Raw genomic sequence first — 19,271 nt, forward strand, 5'->3', positions numbered from 1 at the left:
CTGCCGGAGCTGCAGGCGGGTTCCTCTATTATGCCGGCGAAGGTTAACCCGGTAGTGCCGGAGGTGGTCAACCAGGTCTGCTTTAAAGTCATCGGCAACGACACCACGGTGACCATGGCCTCCGAAGCTGGGCAGCTGCAGCTGAACGTGATGGAGCCGGTGATCGGCCAGGCGATGTTCGAATCCATACATATCCTGACCAACGCCTGCTACAACCTGCTGGAGAAATGCGTTAACGGCATCACCGCCAATAAAGCGGTATGTGAAGGCTACGTCTACAACTCAATCGGCATCGTCACCTACCTCAACCCGTTTATCGGCCACCACAATGGCGATATCGTCGGCAAGATCTGCGCCGAAACCGGCAAGAGCGTGCGGGAAGTGGTGCTGGAGCGTGGGCTGCTGACGGCGGCGGAGCTGGATGATATTTTCTCCGCGCAAAACCTGATGCATCCTGCTTATAAAGCGAAGCGTTATACCGATGAAAGCGAACAGTAATCTTTCCGGTTAGTCATTGAAAGGCATGTCAGCGATGACATGCCTTTTTTGCTTTTTAGTTTTACTAAAATACAACAATTCAATATCAACTTGTTAAAAAACAAGGAAGGCATATATGTTTGGTGCAGAACTGGTTATTGTCCTGCTGGCGATTTATCTCGGCGCCAGGCTCGGCGGCATTGGTATCGGCTTTGCCGGTGGCCTTGGCGTCCTTGTCCTGACGCTTATTTTTCAAATCAAACCGGGTGCGATCCCCTTCGACGTTATTGAAATCATCATGGCGGTCATCGCCGCTATCGCCGCCATGCAGGTCGCCGGCGGGATGGATTACCTGGTCAGCCTCGCCGAACGGATGCTGCGCCGCCACCCGAAGTACATTACCTTCCTTGCCCCGCTGGTGACCTGGTTTATGACCGTACTCGCCGGCACCGGCCATACCGCCTTCTCCACGCTGCCGGTGATCACCGAAGTGGCCAAAGAGCAAGGCATTCGCCCATCTCGTCCGCTGTCGATTGCGGTCGTGGCCTCTCAGATAGCGATCACCGCCTCGCCTATCTCCGCGGCGGTGGTGTTCTTTGCCGGGATCCTTGAGCCGCTGGGCGTTAGCTACCTGACGCTGCTGGCCATCTGTATTCCGGTCACCCTGCTGGCGGTAATGCTCACCGCGATTGTTTGCAACTTCCTCGGCTGCGAACTGAAAGACGATCCCATTTACCAGGAGCGGCTGGCCAAGGGGGAAGTTAGACTGCGCGGCAGCCAGGTGTTTGAGCTGAAGCCGCACGCCAAACGCTCTGTCCTCCTGTTTTTGATCGGCATCGTGGCGGTGATGTTCTACGCCACGGCCATCAGCGATACCGTCGGCCTGATTAAGAACCCGGTGCTGCCGCGTAACGAAGCGATCGTGGTGTTTATGCTGACCATCGCCACCCTGATTAGCATCACCTGCAAAATCGACACTGGCGAAGTGCTCAACGCCAGCACCTTTAAATCCGGGATGAGCGCCTGCGTCTGCGTCCTCGGCGTCGCCTGGCTGGGCGATACCTTCGTTAAAGCGCACATCAGCGATATCCAGGCCGTGGCCGGCGACCTGCTGCACAATTACCCATGGCTGCTGGCGGTGGTGCTGTTCTTCGCCGCCACGCTGCTCTACTCACAGGCAGCCACCACCAAGGCGCTGATGCCCGCCGCGCTGCTGCTCGGCGTCAGCCCGCTGACGGCGATCGCCTCGTTTGCCGCCGTCTCGGCACTGTTCGTCCTGCCAACCTATCCGACCCTGCTGGCGGCGGTGGAGATGGACGACACCGGCTCGACGCGCATCGGCAAATACGTCTTTAACCACGCCTTCCTGATCCCCGGCGTTATCGCTATCACGCTGTGCGTAATCCTGGGCTTTATCTTTGGCGGGATTATGCTGTAAATACCGCTGGCGGCGGGCCCCGCGCGGGCCCGCTGCCCGTTTCCCTCCCCTACCCCGATCGTGACGCTAATATCCCCGCATCTTGCGTGCTATAGTGCCTCTTTTCGCTGATACGAGGTTCATGATGACTACGCCTGATGCTGTTGTTGTGCTCTGTACCGCGCCGGATGAAGCGACCGCCCAGGATCTGGCGGCAAAAGCCCTGGCGGACAAGCTGGCCGCCTGTGCCACGCTGCTGCCGGGCGCCACCTCGCTCTATTACTGGGAAGGGAAACTCGAGCAGGAGTATGAAGTTCAGATGCTGCTCAAAACCGACCTTGCCCATCAGCAGGCGCTGCTGGATTGCCTGAAGTCTCACCACCCGTATCAAACCCCTGAACTGCTGGTTCTACCCGTCATTCATGGAGACAACGATTACCTCTCATGGCTTACCGCATCATTACGCTGATCCTGCTGCTGTGCAGCACGTCAGCCACCGCCGGGTTATTCGACGCGCCGGGGCGCTCGAACTTCGTGCCTGCTGACCAGGCCTTCGCCTTTGACTTTCAGCAGCAACAGCACGATGTCAACCTGAGCTGGCAAATCAAGGATGGTTACTATCTTTATCGTCAACAGTTTACCTTTCGCGCCGCCGGGGCGACGATCGACGAACCGGCGCTCCCGGCAGGAGAGTGGCATCAAGATGAGTTTTACGGCAAAAGCGAGATTTTCCGCCAGCGCCTGACCGTGCCGGTCACGGTGAAGCAGGCGGAGAAAGACGCCACCCTCACCGTCACCTGGCAGGGCTGCGCCGATGCCGGATTCTGTTATCCACCGGAAACCAAAGTGATCCCGCTGAGCGCCGTGCTGGCGACTTCTGCCGACGGCCAGGCAACCGCCATCGAGCCCATGCCGTCGACGAGCAGCCGTCCGGCGTTCAACCCGCCGCTGCCGGTTGAGCCGCGACCGGCCCCGGAGCTCGCCACATCACCTGCGCCTGCCGCAGTGCCGCCTGCAGACACGCCTGCCCGCCTGCCCTTTACGGCGCTGTGGGCGCTGCTGATAGGTATTGGTATCGCCTTCACCCCCTGCGTGCTGCCGATGTACCCGCTGATTTCCGGCATTGTGCTGGGCGGAAAGCAGCGGCTTTCCACCGCGCGCGCCCTGCTGCTGGCCTTTATTTACGTCCAGGGGATGGCCTTAACCTACACCGCGCTGGGGCTGGTAGTGGCCGCCGCCGGTCTGCAGTTCCAGGCGGCCCTGCAGCACCCGTATGTCCTGGCGGGACTGTCGGTGGTATTTATTCTGCTGGCGCTCTCCATGTTCGGCCTGTTCACGCTCCAGTTGCCCTCCTCGCTGCAGACGCGGCTGGTGCTGCTCAGCAATAAGCGCCAGGGCGGCTCGCCCGGTGGCGTTTTCGCGATGGGCGCCATTGCCGGACTGATCTGCTCCCCATGCACCACCGCGCCGCTGAGCGCCATCCTGTTGTATATCGCCCAGAGCGGTAATCTCTGGCTGGGCGGCGGCACGCTGTACCTCTACGCGCTGGGCATGGGCCTGCCATTGATCCTCGTCACCGTATTTGGCAACCGTCTGCTGCCGAAGAGCGGCCCGTGGATGAGCCATGTGAAGACCGCCTTCGGGTTCGTGATCCTGGCTCTGCCCGTTTTCCTGCTGGAGCGCATTGTCGGCGACCCGTGCGGATTACGTCTGTGGTCAATGCTCGGTGTCGCCTTCTTCAGCTGGGCGTTTATCACCTCGCTGGGCGCTACCCGACCGTGGATGCGGCTGGTACAAATCATCCTGCTTGCTGCCGCGCTGGTCAGCGCGCGGCCCCTGCAGGACTGGGCATTTGGCGCCCCGGCAGTCGAGCAGCAGGCGCATCTGACGTTCACCCGCGTCAACTCGGTTGCCGAGCTTAACCAGGCGCTGGCGCAGGCAAAAGGCCAACCGGTGATGCTCGATCTTTACGCCGACTGGTGCGTGGCGTGCAAAGAGTTTGAAAAATACACCTTTAGTTCACCTGACGTGCAGCAGGCGCTGAAAGGCACCGTGTTATTACAGATTGATGTGACGAAGAACAGCCCGCAAGACGTCGCGCTGCTGAAACACCTGCAGGTGCTCGGTCTGCCGACGATCCTGTTCTTCAACGCTGAGGGTCAGGAACAGCCTGAGCGGCGAGTCACCGGCTTTATGGATGCCGCGGCATTCAGCGCCCATTTGCGCGATTGGCAAGCGTGAGCGACACTTTAGGAGGAAAGATGGAGGAGAACACCGTGCTACGTGAAGACGTCCTGGCAGAAGCCATTAAAATTCTTGAAATTGAAGGTATCGCCAACACGTCGCTGGAGATGGTCGCTGAGCGCGTGTCCTGTCCGACGAGCGACCTGAAACGCTTCTGGCCCGATCGCGAGGCACTGCTGTACGACGCGCTTCGCTATCTGAGCCAGCAGGTGGATGCCTGGCGCCGACAGTTGCTGCTGGACGACACCTTAAGCGCAGAGCAAAAGCTGCTGGCACGCTATGCCGCACTCACCACCTGCGTTAGCAACCACCGCTACCCCGGCTGTCTGTTTATCGCCGCCTGCACCTTCTATCCCGATCCCCAGCACCCCATTCACCAGTTGGCGGAACAGCAGAAGCAGGCTTCGCTGGCCTATACTCATGAGCTGCTGACTCAGTTGGAGGTGGATGACCCGGAAATGGTCGCTAAACAGATGGAGCTGATCGTCGAGGGCTGCCTGAGCCGTCTGCTGATCAAGCGTAGCCAGACGGATGTGGATACGGCCCGGCGGCTGGCAGAAGATATTCTGCGCTTCGCCCAGTGTCGTATGGGCGGCGCCTTAACCTGATTCTGATATCCTAACCGCCACGTCGCGCCTATAATTTCCCCCTCACTGATTGCTGACAGGGATTGATATGCGCGCGTTCTTCTGGGCTGCCTGGCTGGGGCTGTGCTCCACACCTCTGCTGGCGGCTCCCCTGCAAGGTTTTTCCTTTACGCAAAAAGACTGGGAGCTCGCCTGCGATAACACTGGCACCTGCCGGGCGGCGGGTTACGGCGTCCGCATGGGCGAGGTCAGCGTGCTGTTGACCCGCAACGCCGGCAGCGAACAGCGCCTCGCCGCCACGGCCACCTTTGCGCAAATCGAGCACGATATCCCCGCCGACTCCACCGCCAGCCTGCTGATCGACGACCGGGATCTTGGCGCGCTGGACGCCCAGGACGACAGCCACTTCCGTCTGGACAGCGATCAGACTGCCGCCCTGCTACAGGCCCTGGCGAATCAGCGCAAAATCGAATTCACCCTTAACGGCCAGCACCTGCCGCTTTCCAGCGCCGGCAGCCGCGAGGTACTGGGTAAAATGGATGCGTTTCAGCGACGCACCGGCACCGCCGACGCGCTGCTGGATAAAGGCGATGCCGGCGACGATGCCATTTTGCCAGCCACTGCCGCCCCGGAGATTATCGCCGCCCCGGTGATCCATAACGCGCAGCCGGTGGCGCTGAGCATACTTCAGCGCCAGAAGCTGCTGCCCTCCCTGACGCCGCTGCTGAACCAGCGCTGTGACGACTGGCAGAACCCGGCCATCCCGGCGGCAGAGCGCCAGATCACGCTGACCGCGCTGGATAAAACCCATTCTCTGGTGCAGGCGCTCTGCTGGCGAGCGCCCTATAACGACGGCTATGCGCTGTGGCTGGTCGATAACGCCCAGCTGAACAAGCCACGGTTGCTGACCACCGAGGCCTCGAGCTACGCCAACGGCACTATCGTCTTTTTGCACAAAGAACGGGGCATTGCCGACTGCCTAACCGGCGAAACCCGCGTCTGGGACGGTAAAACCTTTACCCCCAGCCTGAAGTACAGCACCGGTATGTGTCGGGAAATCACCCCCGGCGGCACCTGGATGCTGCCGACCTTTGTCAGCCAGGTGATCCCCAGGCAGCAGAAAGAGGCGGATAACCTCGCCCTGCGCACGCTGTATAACGCAGTGCTGAAAGCGCAAAAAAGCGATCCAGAATTGTCGCTGAATAAGGTCGCCGAGCAGTTTCCGTTAACCGGCCATATTACCGACTTCACGCTCACCTACGCCGATGACACCCTGGTTTCGACCAGCAAACCTTCCCCGGATATCAGCGATGACGAGTGGCAGGCGTTTCTGCGCTCCTCGATCAGCGCAGATTCAGAAAACGGTAAAGTCAGCTTTACCCTGATCGATCTCGACGGTGACGGCAAACGCGATCTGATCATCGACAGCTACGTGGGCGGCACCGGGCTCTTCAGCTACACCGGGGTGCTCCGGCGCGGCGATAATGACTTTGCCGCCGTCGACGGCAGCGACAGTGATAACGGCGATGATTTCGATGCCGGGGTGCCCGGCGCCCTCTTTTCTATCAATGGCCGCGGGGCTAACCAATGGAACCACTGGGTCAAAATCAACGGTCAGGTGTATGCCCTGTGGTACAACGGCCAGTTTGGCGAAGATAATCTCTACCTGCTGCGCCCGTTCAGCACTGCGAGCCAGACGCCCGCGGTGACGGTTCGCTATCGCTATACGCTGAACAGCATCCGCTCCCCGGAGAAAGACCAGCCGTTAACCCCACCCCTCAGCGACAGCGATAAAGTGGATCTGCTGCGTTCGCTGGAGGTCATGCAGGGCAGCCTGCTGAAAGACAAACCCGTCAGCGACAACGATGCGCCGATCTGCCCCATCCCACCGGGCACCTCCGCCGACGAGGCGGATAACTACTACAGCGGCGTCGCCATCAACTATATCTATGAGACAGTGGCCTATATTCCGGTCTGGCTGAACGGGAAGTGCTATATCGGCACTATTTTTAGCCACCATGGCGCCTATCGCCACGGCGTGGATGCGGAAATTACGCTGAGCTCCCCGCGCGAGGATGAAGAGGTCATTGGCGATTATATTATCTCCGGGTTGCGCCACGTAATCGCCATTACCAGCGGCTGGAAAACCCGCGAGGGTGATAACGGCATGCAGTGAAGTTAAGCCAAAACGCGCCTTTGAACGCAGAATTGCCGCAAAGATAAGCAATCGATAAGTAATTTAAGAAATTTGGTTGACGGGGTGGGCGGATTACGGTTTAATGCGCCCCGTTGCCCGGATAGCTCAGTCGGTAGAGCAGGGGATTGAAAATCCCCGTGTCCTTGGTTCGATTCCGAGTCCGGGCACCACTATTTAAAGAACCCGCCCAAAAGGCGGGTTTTTGCTTTTCTGCATCCGGACTCTTCATCGAACTGCGTTCGATTATTCGCCGCACAGCGGCTCACCCCTTCGGGGCCAGCGCGACAAGCGCGCTGTTCAACGCCTGCGGCGTTAGTCCGAGTCCGGGCACCACTATTTAAAGAACCCGCCCAAAAGGCGGGTTTTTGCTTTTCTGCATCCGGACTCTCCATCGAACTCCACTCTATGATCCCCTACCCGGTGGCGCTGTGCTTGCGCGTGCCTACGCTGTTTGAGCCTGCGAAAGGACTCGTAGGCCGGATAAGGCATTTATGCCGCCATCCGGCACAACCGCGGGTACGGCGTCTGATGTGTATCGCCCGGTGGCGCTGTGCTTGCGCGTGCCTACGCTGTTTGAGCCTGCGAAAGGACTCGTTGGCCGGATAAGGCATTTATGCCGCCATCCGGCACAACCGCGGGTACGGCCTCTGATGTATATCACCCGGCGGCGCTGCGCTTGCACGGGCCTGGGGGATGAGGAAACGCCTGCGCAAACGCAGGCCGGATAAGACGAAGACGTCAGGCAAACGCCATGAAGAAAGGGATTACTCGGCGGCCGTTTTCCCTTTGCCGGGCAGCCTGAACGCTTCGCCATAGGGCTTCGCGATACCCATGCGATATTGTGTCTCTTTGGCCGCCTGGTGGAGGTCGGCAAACTCCTCTTTCGGCGCTGGCGGACGTTGCGCCTTTTTCAGACACTGATTACGATGGTGACGGATCCACTCTCTGTCATCATCGTTCAGGCAGCGCTGCATCACCTCAATCCATCTGGATGCCGCCCGACGGTAGAGCCCACTCGCCTCTAACCGTTCAGCAATACTGTCCCTTATTCTCATCCACCTCGCTCCTCTGATGCTTTCACGATATCCCATGGTATTCCGACACCTGGGCCGGAATACCATAGTAGAGTTAATTTATGACAAAACTATTCCTGTGCAGCGCAAGGAATATATTCATTATAATAATCGCTGTGCATAGCAAACCGCATACGCGGTAATTACTTCCAAAGAGCTCCGGAATTATATGTCGAACGCCGCCATGGATACCGGACGGTATCGACGGTTGTACCTATCAATAGCTATTTAATTTATTATATTTCCGTTATCAAATACCTTGCGATGTCATCCACTCCCTGTACAACCAAGCCTCATGGCGACCTAACGGAGTGCTCCAGCAGTTTATTTCTGAAGATAAATAAGCAGGCTTCATTAAAATTATCTAACCCCAGTCGCTCATAAAGCGCAGTGCGCTTCCGGTAAAGGCTTTTTACCGAGGTATTCAGATTCACCGCCACCTCCTCCATGGTCATACCCGCCCCAAGCAAACGTAGCATTAACTGTTCAGACAAACTTAAGCGCAGATCGTCAAACCACTCTTTGGTCAGCCGCTTGCTCTTCATCTCCAGAAAAAGCCCAAATAATGTCGCCATATCGGCGGGTGATAATGACATGTTTAAAAACGATTTCAGACTCAGTAAATGCTCTTCCCGATGGCGCATATCGAGGACGATACAACATATTCGCTTTCTGGATTGTGCCGCCTCCATCACCAGGTAATCGTAATGACAAAGCGGCGAACGGCTATCAACCAGCAGAGAGACCTCATCAACCTCATTATCTAAAATCGTTTTTCCGCTAGAATCTAACTGAATGATATCAGGAAAGAAATTCTTAACCCCTTGAAAAAGATAGTAATCCTGAGTAACCAATATCATTGAAGTTGCCACAAATCGTCCCTTTAACATTTAATCAACAAATTCTCGTCAACCAGACGTTTTCCTTCCCCCTTTGGACGCTTCGCATGGCGGTAAAAATAACGAGACCTGTGATTTATCAGTAGCGCGGCATCTGACTCTGGCTGTGAAAACCCTCCTTGCGTTCTGATGGAAAATAAACGGATTAATTATAAATAAAAAAAATCCACAGAAAAGATGCATTTTTTGGCATTGAGAATTTTTGTCAGAAATCATCTTAAATATCCAGTGAAAACCACCAACCTCTTCACAATATAAGCAGCACATCAATTTTGAAACAAAATTCCAACCCTCTTTCTTTTTTATTTATTTCAGTAAGTTAAAGAAATCAACTTCAACAACGCCGTTCAAATTAAGTCGATTTTACAGAATTATCTTAAAACGCAGCTCATCATTTATCCATATTTATCCGCTGCCGTATCGGGTATAAATTATCCATTCAATTATCAACAGGAGATATGTTTATTACTTTGCAATAAGTCATTCACCTGCAGTGCCAGTCAGCTAAATGGGACCATCCTCATCCTTTAACTCACCGTCAAAGGACGGTCGTGTTGTGCAATGGATTCTTGATGAACATATGGCAAATAGAAATGGAAAGATCACCTTATTCAAATACGTTATTGTTTAATCGCAACACGAAACTCTCGCTGTCAATCGGCTTGCTTTTGCTCTTCCCGGCGCTGGTTCAGGGAGCAGATTCGCTCTATGACCAGCAGATCCTGCAAGCGCGTCAAGGCCAGTACGCCCCCTTTCTCTCTTATCTTCAGCAGTACCAGCTGCGGCATGCCTTAACCCCTTCTCAGGTGGCGGACTGGCTGCAGGTAGCTCTCTGGGCCGGCCAGGACGATGAAGTGGTGAAAGTCTGGCGACGCTACCAGGTCTATATGCCGCTTCCCGCACGCGGTACTGCCGCGGCGGCACAGGCCCTGCGTAACCAGAAACAGTGGCAAGCCTCGCTCACTCTCTGGCAGCAGGCTCTCAGCCAGGCCCCTGACAGTGACGATTATCGTATCGGCTATATCAAAACGCTGGCCGATGCCCGCAAGGACGGCGAGGCGCTCAGCGAAGCGCGTCGCCTGGTGACGGAGCAGGCGAGCGTTGCGCACCTGCAGACGCTCTCTTATGTCTACATGCGGCTTGGCAAAAGCTGGGACCAGCTGTTGGTTGACACGCAGATCCTCGATCGCGAACCGCAAAACAAAGCCGCGCTGGCCAGCCTGATGGCGACCCTGACCCGCAACCGGATCGATTCCCCTGCTCTCGGCCTGGCGAATAGCGTCGAACTGACGCCTGCGGAAAAGCGCAATCTGCAGTTGAACGCCGCCGCCGAACTGGTGCGCCTTGCCGATACCCCTTCCCGCGAAGAAAACGCGCGTTACGCGCTGGCCCGCACGGCGCTCACGCAGTATGACGCGATGATTGCCGCCTGGCACCCCGACCCACAGGCTGCGCCCGACATCATCCGGGCGCGCATTGATCGTCTGGGTGCGCTGTACGCCAATGCAGATTACGCGCAGGTCATCCGTGAATACCAAAATCTCATCGCGCAGCAGCAGACCGTTCCCGACTGGGCCATCGGCTGGGTCATCTCCTCTTATATCGCCCTTAAGCAAATTGAGCCTGCGCTGACGCTTATTCACCAGCATCCCTCGTGGCTGACAAGCCAACAGAATGAGGAACACGAGCTTTTCTACGCCCTGCTGGACACCGGTCAGTATCCGGCGGCGCAACAGTATGTCGCCCGCCTCACCCGGAATGCACCCTACATCCGTCGTCTCTACGGTTCGCCGACGCCGCAGCCGAATGACGACTGGCTCACCGCACAGTCGCTTAACGTGCACTATTTAGCGGCCACCAACGCCCTGCCGCAGGCCGAAGCCCGGATGCAGCGCCTGGCGGCAACGGCCCCCGGCAATCAGGGCCTGCAGATAGATTATGCCACCCTTCTGCAGGACAGAGGGCTACCGCGAGCCGCCGAAAGCCAGCTAAAAGCAGCGGAATCTCTGGAACCCGCCAGCCTGCAGCTGGAGCGCCAGCAGGCCTGGGTCGCCCTCGATCTGCAGGAGTGGCGGCAAATGGATCTGCTGACTGACGACATCGTCGCCCGCTCGCCACGGGATCTGAATACCCAGCGCCTGGCCAGAGCGCGCGAGGTCCATCATCTTTCCGAACTTCGCCTGAGCGTTGGCAAAGGGCTGCACTCCGACAACCCGGTGAGCGGCACCCACGACCTCAGTTTTGAGACGGCGATCTACAGCCCGCCGCTAGCCGACAGCTGGCGGTTGTTCGGCGGGCACCGCTTCGCTGAAGGCAATTTTGAAGAGGGGAAAGGCAGCCGTCGCCAGCTGTTCGCCGGCGTTGAATGGCGCCCGCGCGACTACTGGGGCGAGCTTGAACTCTCCAGCGTCAATTTTCACGGCGAGAACAAGCCCGGCGTCCGCCTTTCCGCCGCCCACGACGTCAGCGATCGCTGGCAGCTGGGCGGCGAACTGGAGCGGATTTCGCAGCAGACTCCGCTGCGCGCGTTACGCAACGGCGTCAGCGCCAACCGCGGCGAAGGCTGGCTGCGCTGGTATCAAAACGAACGCCGGGAATACCGCGTCAGCATGGCCGCCAGCCGGTTTACCGATCGCAACCGCCGCCAGGAGTACACCCTCTCCGGTAAAGAGCGCCTCTGGCAGACGCCGTGGTTAACGCTGGATCTGCAGCCCGGTCTGTCGGCCAGCGCCAATAGCCGCACCGACACCGCCTACTACAGTCCGGCACGGGACCTCGCCGCCACCGCGGCGCTGGCCGTCGATCACACGCTTTACCAGCGCTATGACACCGTCTGGAGCCAGCAGCTGCTCGCCGGCGGCGGCAGCTACTGGCAAAAAAATCACGCCGCCGGGGCGATCACGGTGCTGGGTTATGGGCAGCGCCTGCGCTGGAACAACGTCGTCGACACCGGGGTGATGCTGAACTGGGACAAACGCCCCTACGACGGTAAACGCGAAAACAACCTCGCCATCACTCTTGATGCAAATATACGGTTTTAAGGATGACCATGCTGAACACGACCCTGCGCAACGGCCTGATGCTTCTCGTCTGGCTGTGCCTTATCTTCAGCGTGCGTGCTGAGGAAGTCCCCTTCCTCGCCCCGCAGCAGCGCCCCCAACCGGAGGCCAATCAACCCTGGCCGGCGGATCGCTTTCTGGTGCTGGCCTACCATGACGTCGAAGACGATGCCGCCGACCAGCGTTATCTTTCAGTGCGCACCAGTGCGCTCAACGAACAGATCGCCTGGCTGTTGCATCACGGGTACCATGCGGTGAGCGTCCAGGACATTCTCGATGCACACCATGGCGTTAAGCCGCTGCCGGCCAGGGCTTTTCTTCTCAGCTTCGACGATGGCTATAGCAGCTTTTACACCCGCGTCTGGCCGCTACTTAAAGCCTGGAATGTTCCGGCGCTGTGGGCGCCGGTGGGCAGCTGGGTGGACACTCCCGCTGGCCAGCCCGTTAATTTTGGCGGCCTGATGACGCCGCGCGAGCGCTTCGCTACCTGGGAGATGGTGCGCGAGCTCAGCCGCTCGCCGCTGGTGGAGATCGGCGCGCACACGTGGGCCTCGCACTACGGTCTGCCGGCCAATCCGCAGGGCAGCCGCGAGCCCGCCGCCGCCAACCGCGGCTGGGATAAAACCACCGGCCGCTATGAAAGCGACGCGCAGTTTACCCGGCGCATGGCCGATGACGTGCAGAAAGTGACGGCGAAAATCCACGAGGTCGCCGGGAAAGCGCCGCGCGCCTGGGTGTGGCCCTATGGCGCCGCCAGCGGCAGCACCCTGGCTATCGCCAAACAGCAGGGGTATCAGCTGGCGTTTACGCTGAACGACGGCCTGGGCAATGTGAAAGATCTGGACAATATTCCGCGCATGCTGATCGCCGGTAACCCGTCGATCAAGGCCTTTGCCAACGCCGTAACCCAGATTCAGGAAGCCGATCCTGTTCGGGTGATGCATGTGGATCTGGACTATGTCTATGACCCCAATCCCGTCCAGCAGGCGAAAAATATCGATAAGCTGGTGCAGCGCGTCTATGACATGAAAATCAGCCATGTCTTTCTGCAGGCCTTTTCCGACCCGCAGGGCGACGGCACGGTCAAGTCGCTCTATTTCCCCAACCGCTGGCTGCCGATGCGCGCCGACCTGTTTAACTTCGTCTCCTGGCAGTTGCAGACCCGCGGCGGGGTGAAGGTCTATGCCTGGATGCCGGTGCTGGCCTTCGATCTCTCGTCCGATCTGCCGCGCGTTCAGCGCTGGGATCCGCAAACCGGGAAGGCGTTACTTGCCCGCCAGCCGTACGTTCGCCTGTCGCCCTGGGATCCCCGGGTTCGCCAGCAGATCACCGACATCTACGAAGATCTGGCCCGGCACGCCAGCTTCAGCGGGATTCTGTTTCACGATGACGCCGTGCTGACCGATTTTGAAGACGTGAGCCCGGAGGCGGTCGCCGCCTGGCGGCAGACGGGTCTGGGGCACGATGCCGGCCCGGTGCCCCAACGTCCGCAAGAGCGCCAGGCATGGATGCGTTTCAAAAGCCAAACCCTGACCCGCTTCACTCTGGATCTACGCCAGGCGGTGCAGGCCATCCGCGGCCCGCAGGTGAAAACGGCGCGTAATCTCTTCGCCCTGCCGATCCTGGAGCCGCAGAGCGAAGCCTGGTTCGCGCAGAATCTGGATGACTTCCTTGCCGCCTATGACTGGACGGTCCCCATGGCGATGCCGCTGATGGAGTCCGTACCGATTGACGCCAGCCAGGCCTGGCTGACGCGGCTGGTCCAGGCCGTCGCCAGCCACCCGGGCGCGCTGAAGAAAACCATCTTTGAACTGCAGGCCCGAGACTGGAACCGACGCCAGCAAAACGCCATTCCCGACCAGCAGCTGGCGGACTGGATGCGTTTGCTGCGGCTGAACGGCGTCAAAAACTACGGCTACTACCCTGACGATTTTATTAACAACCAGCCTGATATCTCCCGTATCAGGCCGCAATTTTCTTCCTGGTGGTACCCTGACCATGACTGATCGCATTATCGCATTGTGCATTTTATGCCTCGTATTCGGGCTGCCGTTAGGCGTCGCAGCGGTATTTACCGGCGAGCTTATCCTCGACTTTGTCTTCTTCTGGCCGCTGTTTATGTCAGTGCTGTGGATCACCGGGGGCCTTTATTTCTGGTTTCAGCTGGAACGCCACTGGCCGTGGGGGGAGGATACCCCGCCGCCGACGCTGCCGGGCAATCCGCTGATTTCGATCCTGATCCCTTGTTTTAACGAGGAGAAAAACGCTCGGGAAACCATCAGCGCGGCGCTGGCCCAGCGTTACGCCAATCTCGAAGTGATCGCCATTAACGACGGCTCTTCGGACAACACCGCCCAGGTGCTCCAGCAGCTGGCGCAGGAGGAGCCGAGGCTGCGGGTGATCCACCTTGCCGCCAATCAGGGAAAAGCGGTAGCGCTCAAAGCAGGCGCCGCCGCCGCCCGCGGCGATCTGCTGGTCTGCATCGATGGCGACGCCCTGCTGGACCGGGATACCGCGGCCTGGCTGGTCGCGCCGTTGATCCACTATCCGCACGTCGGGGCGGTCACCGGCAATCCGCGGATCCGCACCCGATCCACGCTGATCGGCCGCATTCAGGTGGGTGAGTTCTCGTCGATCATTGGGCTTATCAAGCGGACGCAGCGGATCTATGGCCGGGTCTTTACCGTCTCCGGTGTGATTGCCGCCTTCCGGCGCCAGGCGCTGGCGGACGTCGGCTACTGGAGCCCGGATATGATCACCGAAGATATTGATATCAGCTGGAAGCTTCAGCTCCGCCACTGGGACATCTTTTTCGAGCCGCGGGCGCTGTGCTGGATCCTGATGCCGGAGACCCTCAAAGGGTTATGGAAGCAGCGTCTGCGCTGGGCGCAGGGCGGCGCGGAGGTTTTTCTGGTCAACCTCCGTCGCCTGTTTCACTGGGAGCATCATCGGATGTGGCCGCTGTTTCTGGAGTATGCCTGCTCCACGCTGTGGGCCTTTGCCTACGCGGTTACCATTCTGCTGTTTATCCTCAGCCGCCTGATGCCGCTGCCTGACAATCTGGCGGTGCACAGCCTGTTTCCGCCGGAGTTCACCGGCATGCTGCTTGGCGTGATGTGCCTGCTGCAGTTCGTCGCCAGTCTGTATATCGAGCGACGCTACGAGAAAAAGGTCGCCAAATCACTGTTCTGGGTGATCTGGTTCCCGATGGTCTACTGGATGATCGGCCTGCTGACCACGCTGGTCGCTTTTCCGAAAGTGATGGTGAAACGTCAACGTTCCCGCGCGCGCTGGGTGAGTCCGGACCGGGGAAAAGGAAGCCTGTGATGAATGAAAATACGCTCATCTTAACCGAACACCGTGTGCTGCCCCGGCTGGTCGACGCCGGTTTAACGCTGCTGGCCTGGCTCGGTTTTCTGTTCTTTCTGTACGCCAATTTGCTGATGCAGTTCATCGCGCCGCCCTCTCCGCGCTGGGAGTCGCTGATGGCTTCACTGAATACGGCGCTGGTGTATCTGCTGATTGCCGCACTGAACGGCTGGCTGTTGATCCTCTGGTATCATTACAACCGGCGCCGCGCTCGCACCCGGCATCATACCGCGGTGCTCACCCTGCGACATGATGAGCTGGCGAGCAGCTTTAACGTTGCGCCGCAAATTATCTCGGAGATGAGCCGCTATAATTTGCTCACCGTTTACCACGATCAAATCGGGCAGATTATTGATTTAAAAAGCCACGCGTTACCGCCGCCGCAGGAAGAGAGCGAGCGCGCATGAGAGCAAGGCCGCCGTCGGCGGCCTGTATGGGTTACGACGCCGGGGATCAGCCGCCGGCTTTTTTGATGGCGGCTTCCAGCGAAGCCTGATCCGCCAGCCCCGGGAAGACGGTGATGCTGGCTTCCGTGGCGCCGGTGGTCGGCATCACGATCACGCCCGGCGTACCGCTCAGACCAATCTCCTGCGCCAGATCGTTAATGCTCTGCAGCACCGGTTCGACGTCGGTGGCCTTCTTCGCATCAAAGCCGGCTTTCTTCGCCTGCTGCTGGATATCCGCCGTCGTCAGCTTACCTTCGTTATGGCCGGTAGCGTAAATCCCGTTATGGTAGGCCAGATAGGCATCCGCCCCTTTCTGCTGATAGATCTGCAGGCCGGTTTTTGCCGCCTCCAGCGAGCTTTCCCAGCGGCCGCCGAAAATCGGCCACTCTTTAAAGGCGAAGCGGGTCTGCGGGTGCGCTTTAATCACCTGCTCCATCACCGGCGCCAGACGGCTGCAGTACACGCACTGGTAGTCGAAGAATTCGATCACCGTGACTTTGCCGTTGGCCGGGCCGTAGGTCGGGGTATTTTTATCCTGGGTCAATACAGCCGCGTTTTTCAGCACTGCCTGAGTGGCCGCGCTGGCCTGCTGTTCAGCCTGTATTTGCTGCAATTTCTGGCTCGCCTGCAGGAGGACTTCCGGGTGGGCGACCAGGTAGTCGGCGGCGATTTTGCCGATTTTCGCCTCCTGTTCCGGGGTGAAAGTCGCCGGCGCGTCAGCGGCAGAGGCCATCGCCGGCAGTAAGACAGCGCTCAGCAGGGCGACAGAGAGGTATTTCTTGTGGCCAGACATAGTGGGGATCCTTGCGATAAGTGAACGGCAGGTGAGCCTGGGTGACAAAATATCACCCTTTTTCGCCGAAGCCTTGCCCAACGGCGCGTTGATTCGTAACTTTATTTTTCAGGCACGCTTTTCCCGCGCGACGGCGTGGGTCTGCGTCAGTGGTCAATGCGCCCCAGGCGGAGTACCCTGCGCAGCGGTTTTTCTTGCTCTTTTTTCAGGTGGTTTCTCTCGAAATGAATGCGTTACTCCAACAATGGGACATGGCGGTGATTATGCTGCAGATTGTCGCCATCGATTTACTGCTGGGCGGCGATAACGCCGTGGTGATAGCCATGGCTTGCCGCAAACTGCCGCCACAAAAGCGCACCAAAGCGATCATCATCGGTACCGTGGGGGCGATCCTGGCGCGCGTGCTGCTGCTGGCGCTCGCCCTGTATCTCCTGTCGCTGCCGTGGCTGAAAATAGTCGGCGCGTTGCTCCTGCTGTGGATTGGTATGAAGCTGGTGAGTAATGAGGAAGAAGAGAGCGAGGTCGGCAGCTCCGCGAGCCTGTGGCGCACCGCGATCACCATCACCGTCGCCGATGTGATCATGTCGCTGGATAATGTGTTGGCGGTCGCTGCGGCGGGGAAAGGGCACATTGCGCTGGTCGCCCTCGGCGTGGCGATCAGCATTCCGATTATCGTCGCGGGCAGTAAACTGGTCCTGGTCCTGCTCACCCGCTTTCCCGCCGTGGTGCTGTTGGGCGGAATGCTCATCGGCTGGATTGCCGGCTCAATGCTGGTCAGCGATCCCACCATTCAGCAACTGTTTCCCGCCGCCGGGGACGGCACCGCGCGCGTGGCTGGCGCCGTCGGCGCGCTGCTGGTGCTGTTTGAAGGATGGCGCCGCCGCCCACGGCCGCAGGCGAAAGACTAACCTCGCCCACGACGCCGCCGACCCCGACGGCGTCAAGTTTCCGCCACTTTTCTTCCCCTTCAGGGCGCATTTGCCCTACGCTTTATACTGACGCCTGTTCCAGGGAATATGTAACCACCGCACTGAGCATAGATGAGATAAAATCATGGAATTGAAGGATTATTATGCCATTCTCGGGGTGCAACCAACCGACGATCTGAAAACTATCAAGACCGCCTACCGCCGCCTGGCGCGCAAATATCACCCCGACGTCAGTAAAGAAAGCGATGCCGAAGCCAAATTCAAGGATCTCGCCGAAGCCTGGGAAGTCCTGAAAGATGAGCAGCGGCGCGCCGAATACGATCAGCTCTGGCAGCATCGCAACGATCCCGGCTTCGGTCGCCAGCAGCAGACACACGAGCAGAGCTACAGCCAGCAAGATTTCGACGACATATTCTCCTCCATGTTTGGCCAGCAGGCGCATCAGCGTCGGCGTCAGCATGCCGCACGCGGCCACGATCTGGAGATCGAAGTGGCGGTGTTCCTTGAAGAGACGCTGGCCGAGCAGACCCGCACCATCAGCTATAACCTGCCGGTGTACAACGTGTTTGGCATGATCGAAAGTGAAACGCCGAAAATGCTGAATGTGAAGATCCCCGCCGGGGTAGTCGATGGTCAGCGTATCCGTCTGAAAGGCCAGGGAACGCCGGGCGAAAACGGCGGCCCGAACGGCGATCTGTGGCTGGTTATCCACATCGCCCCGCATCCGCTGTTCGATATTGTCGGCCATAACCTGGAGATCGTCCTGCCGCTGGCGCCATGGGAGGCCGCGCTGGGCGCGAAAGTCACGGTGCCCACCCTGAAAGAGAGCATTCTGCTGACGGTGCCGCCGGGCAGTCAGGCAGGGCAGCGACTGCGTATCAAGGGCAAAGGGCTGGTGAGCAAAACCCACACTGGCGATTTGTTCGCCGTCATCAAAATTGTCATGCCGCCAAAACCAGATGAAAAAGCGCGTGAGCTCTGGCAACAATTGGCCGCCGCCGAAGCCAGCTTCGATCCGCGTAAGACATGGGGGAAAGCCTGATGGCTACAGTAACAGTGACGTTTACCATTACCGAATTGTGCCTGCGTACCGGGGTATCGGAAGAGGAGCTGACGGAGATCGTCGGCTTGGGGATGATTGAACCGCACCAGCCGCAGGCGGAAACCTGGCTATTCGACGACAGCGCGGTGACGATTGTCCATCGCGCGGTGCGCCTGCGTAACGAGCTGGAGCTGGACTGGCCGGGGATCGCGGTGGCGCTGACCCTGCTGGATGAAAACGCGCGGCTGACTCGCGAAAATCGCCTGCTGCAGCAGCGCCTGGCCCGCTTCCTCGCCCACGGATAGGGCGACATCCCGGGTGGCAGCGTTCCGCCTTCGTGCCGGATGGCGGCTACGCCTTATCCGGCCTACAAACTAAGCACAGCGCAAGCCGGGGAGTTCCCCGGGTCGCGGCGTTCCGCCTTACCCGGGCTACCGGACGGTGCAAACAGTAGCCCGGCTAAGCGCAGCGCAAGCCGGGGAGTTTCCCGGGTCGCGGCGTTCCGCCTTACCCGGGCTACCGGACAGTGCAAACAGTAGCCCGGCTAAGCGCAGCCGAAAGCCGGGGAGTTCCCCGGGTCGCGGCGTTCCGCCTTACCCGGGCTACCGGACGGTGCAAACAGTAGCCCGGCTAAGCACAGCGCAAGCCGGGGAATTTCCCGGGTCGCGGCGTTCCGCCTTACCCGGGGCTACCGGACAGTGCAAACAGTAGCCCGGCTAAGCGCAGCGCAAGCCGGGGA

Annotated in this window: 16 protein-coding genes, 1 tRNA gene and 2 pseudogenes; 15 read left to right on the forward strand and 4 right to left on the reverse strand. The window is 59.0% G+C overall.

What is annotated here, in order from left to right; genetic code table 11:
• From CW267_RS24000 to CW267_RS24030, 7 genes are all read left to right on the forward strand, one after another.
• Positions 1–498: lyase family protein (locus CW267_RS24000; RefSeq protein ID WP_264755090.1), on the forward strand; the 498-nt coding region annotated here is incomplete at its 5' end.
• Between the two features lie 115 nt (positions 499–613).
• On the forward strand, positions 614–1,915 hold the full coding sequence (locus CW267_RS24005; RefSeq protein WP_008807221.1) for an anaerobic C4-dicarboxylate transporter: 1,302 nt from the start codon (positions 614–616) through the stop codon (positions 1,913–1,915).
• Between the two features lie 124 nt (positions 1,916–2,039).
• A complete protein-coding gene (gene cutA, locus CW267_RS24010) occupies positions 2,040–2,363 on the forward strand; it encodes a divalent cation tolerance protein CutA (protein WP_008807222.1) in 324 nt (107 codons plus the stop codon).
• The gene (locus tag CW267_RS24015) at positions 2,339–4,135 is read left to right on the forward strand and encodes a protein-disulfide reductase DsbD (protein WP_100781625.1); all 1,797 of its coding nucleotides are present in this window, start codon (positions 2,339–2,341) and stop codon (positions 4,133–4,135) included. Before cutA ends, CW267_RS24015 begins: the two co-directional genes overlap by 25 nt.
• Positions 4,136–4,170: 35 nt before the next feature.
• On the forward strand, positions 4,171–4,746 hold the full coding sequence (locus tag CW267_RS24020) for a transcriptional regulator (RefSeq protein ID WP_032691323.1): 576 nt from the start codon (positions 4,171–4,173) through the stop codon (positions 4,744–4,746).
• A gap of 67 nt (positions 4,747–4,813) precedes the next feature.
• On the forward strand, positions 4,814–6,901 hold the full coding sequence (locus CW267_RS24025) for a DUF1176 domain-containing protein (protein WP_008807225.1): 2,088 nt from the start codon (positions 4,814–4,816) through the stop codon (positions 6,899–6,901).
• A gap of 115 nt (positions 6,902–7,016) precedes the next feature.
• Positions 7,017–7,092: transfer RNA gene (locus tag CW267_RS24030), tRNA-Phe, on the forward strand.
• Between the two features lie 594 nt (positions 7,093–7,686).
• On the opposite strand, the gene CW267_RS24045 is transcribed toward CW267_RS24030, so the two are convergent.
• The gene (locus tag CW267_RS24045) at positions 7,687–8,043 is read right to left on the reverse strand and encodes a PerC family transcriptional regulator (RefSeq protein WP_306307738.1); all 357 of its coding nucleotides are present in this window, start codon (positions 8,041–8,043) and stop codon (positions 7,687–7,689) included.
• Positions 8,044–8,162: 119 nt separating this feature from the next.
• Between CW267_RS24045 and CW267_RS31475 the strand changes: the two are divergent.
• Positions 8,163–8,291 (forward strand): annotated as a pseudogene (locus CW267_RS31475) (hypothetical protein); the annotation flags it as partial.
• On the opposite strand, the gene CW267_RS24050 reads toward CW267_RS31475, so the two are convergent.
• Positions 8,289–8,855, reverse strand: coding sequence for a helix-turn-helix transcriptional regulator (locus tag CW267_RS24050; protein ID WP_012969132.1), 567 nt, complete (start codon positions 8,853–8,855; stop codon positions 8,289–8,291). The pseudogene CW267_RS31475 and the gene CW267_RS24050 sit on opposite strands and share 3 nt — an antisense overlap.
• Before the next feature lie 632 nt (positions 8,856–9,487).
• Between CW267_RS24050 and pgaA the strand changes: the two genes are divergently transcribed.
• From pgaA to pgaD, 4 genes are read left to right on the forward strand one after another with little or no spacing between them, the layout of a single operon-like run.
• On the forward strand, positions 9,488–11,935 hold the full coding sequence (pgaA, locus tag CW267_RS24055; protein WP_165787467.1) for a poly-beta-1,6 N-acetyl-D-glucosamine export porin PgaA: 2,448 nt from the start codon (positions 9,488–9,490) through the stop codon (positions 11,933–11,935).
• Positions 11,936–11,943: 8 nt separating this feature from the next.
• Complete coding sequence (gene pgaB, locus CW267_RS24060) at positions 11,944–13,959, forward strand: poly-beta-1,6-N-acetyl-D-glucosamine N-deacetylase PgaB (RefSeq protein ID WP_012543139.1); 2,016 nt, start codon at positions 11,944–11,946, stop codon at positions 13,957–13,959.
• Positions 13,952–15,280 carry a poly-beta-1,6-N-acetyl-D-glucosamine synthase gene (pgaC, locus tag CW267_RS24065; RefSeq protein WP_008807230.1) on the forward strand — a complete coding sequence of 443 codons (1,329 nt, stop codon included), beginning with the start codon at positions 13,952–13,954 and terminating at the stop codon, positions 15,278–15,280. The genes pgaB and pgaC overlap by 8 nt, the downstream gene beginning before the upstream one ends.
• Complete coding sequence (gene pgaD / locus CW267_RS24070; protein ID WP_008807231.1) at positions 15,280–15,729, forward strand: poly-beta-1,6-N-acetyl-D-glucosamine biosynthesis protein PgaD; 450 nt, start codon at positions 15,280–15,282, stop codon at positions 15,727–15,729. Before pgaC ends, pgaD begins: the two co-directional genes overlap by 1 nt.
• Before the next feature lie 46 nt (positions 15,730–15,775).
• Here pgaD and CW267_RS24075 read toward each other — a convergent pair whose 3' ends face one another.
• A complete protein-coding gene (locus CW267_RS24075) occupies positions 15,776–16,561 on the reverse strand; it encodes a DsbA family protein (RefSeq protein WP_008807232.1) in 786 nt (261 codons plus the stop codon).
• A gap of 224 nt (positions 16,562–16,785) precedes the next feature.
• Between CW267_RS24075 and CW267_RS24085 the strand changes: the two genes are divergently transcribed.
• Entirely contained in the window at positions 16,786–17,469 is a 684-nt protein-coding gene (locus tag CW267_RS24085; protein ID WP_012543141.1) for a TerC family protein, read from the forward strand.
• On the opposite strand, the pseudogene CW267_RS30895 reads toward CW267_RS24085, so the two are convergent.
• A pseudogene (locus CW267_RS30895) lies at positions 17,432–17,539 on the reverse strand (hypothetical protein); the annotation flags it as partial. The gene CW267_RS24085 and the pseudogene CW267_RS30895 sit on opposite strands and share 38 nt — an antisense overlap.
• Positions 17,540–17,614: 75 nt before the next feature.
• Between CW267_RS30895 and cbpA the strand changes: the two are divergent.
• A complete protein-coding gene (gene cbpA / locus CW267_RS24090; protein WP_022064628.1) occupies positions 17,615–18,532 on the forward strand; it encodes a curved DNA-binding protein in 918 nt (305 codons plus the stop codon).
• Positions 18,532–18,837: a chaperone modulator CbpM gene (cbpM, locus tag CW267_RS24095; RefSeq protein ID WP_012543142.1), complete on the forward strand. Its 306-nt coding sequence runs from the start codon at positions 18,532–18,534 to the stop codon at positions 18,835–18,837. Before cbpA ends, cbpM begins: the two co-directional genes overlap by 1 nt.
• The last annotated feature ends 434 nt before the right edge of the window (positions 18,838–19,271 follow it).

Source organism: Klebsiella sp. X1-16S-Nf21, from assembly GCF_002837615.1.
In the GTDB taxonomy this organism is placed as follows: domain Bacteria; phylum Pseudomonadota; class Gammaproteobacteria; order Enterobacterales; family Enterobacteriaceae; genus Klebsiella; species Klebsiella variicola.

What these genes read in the sequence shown, in the direction of transcription:
- CW267_RS24085 (WP_012543141.1), top strand. Translation starts at nt 16,786, where the DNA reads ATGAATGCGTTACTCCAACAATGGGACATGGCGGTGATTATGCTGCAG.
- cutA (WP_008807222.1), top strand. Translation starts at nt 2,040, where the DNA reads ATGACTACGCCTGATGCTGTTGTTGTGCTCTGTACCGCGCCGGATGAA.
- cbpA (WP_022064628.1), top strand. Translation starts at nt 17,615, where the DNA reads ATGGAATTGAAGGATTATTATGCCATTCTCGGGGTGCAACCAACCGAC.
- CW267_RS24005 (WP_008807221.1), top strand. Translation starts at nt 614, where the DNA reads ATGTTTGGTGCAGAACTGGTTATTGTCCTGCTGGCGATTTATCTCGGC.
- pgaB (WP_012543139.1), top strand. Translation starts at nt 11,944, where the DNA reads ATGCTGAACACGACCCTGCGCAACGGCCTGATGCTTCTCGTCTGGCTG.
- CW267_RS24075 (WP_008807232.1), bottom strand. Translation starts at nt 16,561, where the DNA reads ATGTCTGGCCACAAGAAATACCTCTCTGTCGCCCTGCTGAGCGCTGTC.
- cbpM (WP_012543142.1), top strand. Translation starts at nt 18,532, where the DNA reads ATGGCTACAGTAACAGTGACGTTTACCATTACCGAATTGTGCCTGCGT.
- CW267_RS24045 (WP_306307738.1), bottom strand. Translation starts at nt 8,043, where the DNA reads ATGGTATTCCGGCCCAGGTGTCGGAATACCATGGGATATCGTGAAAGC.
- pgaA (WP_165787467.1), top strand. Translation starts at nt 9,488, where the DNA reads ATGGAAAGATCACCTTATTCAAATACGTTATTGTTTAATCGCAACACG.
- CW267_RS24015 (WP_100781625.1), top strand. Translation starts at nt 2,339, where the DNA reads ATGGCTTACCGCATCATTACGCTGATCCTGCTGCTGTGCAGCACGTCA.
- CW267_RS24025 (WP_008807225.1), top strand. Translation starts at nt 4,814, where the DNA reads ATGCGCGCGTTCTTCTGGGCTGCCTGGCTGGGGCTGTGCTCCACACCT.
- pgaD (WP_008807231.1), top strand. Translation starts at nt 15,280, where the DNA reads ATGAATGAAAATACGCTCATCTTAACCGAACACCGTGTGCTGCCCCGG.
- CW267_RS24050 (WP_012969132.1), bottom strand. Translation starts at nt 8,855, where the DNA reads ATGATATTGGTTACTCAGGATTACTATCTTTTTCAAGGGGTTAAGAAT.
- pgaC (WP_008807230.1), top strand. Translation starts at nt 13,952, where the DNA reads ATGACTGATCGCATTATCGCATTGTGCATTTTATGCCTCGTATTCGGG.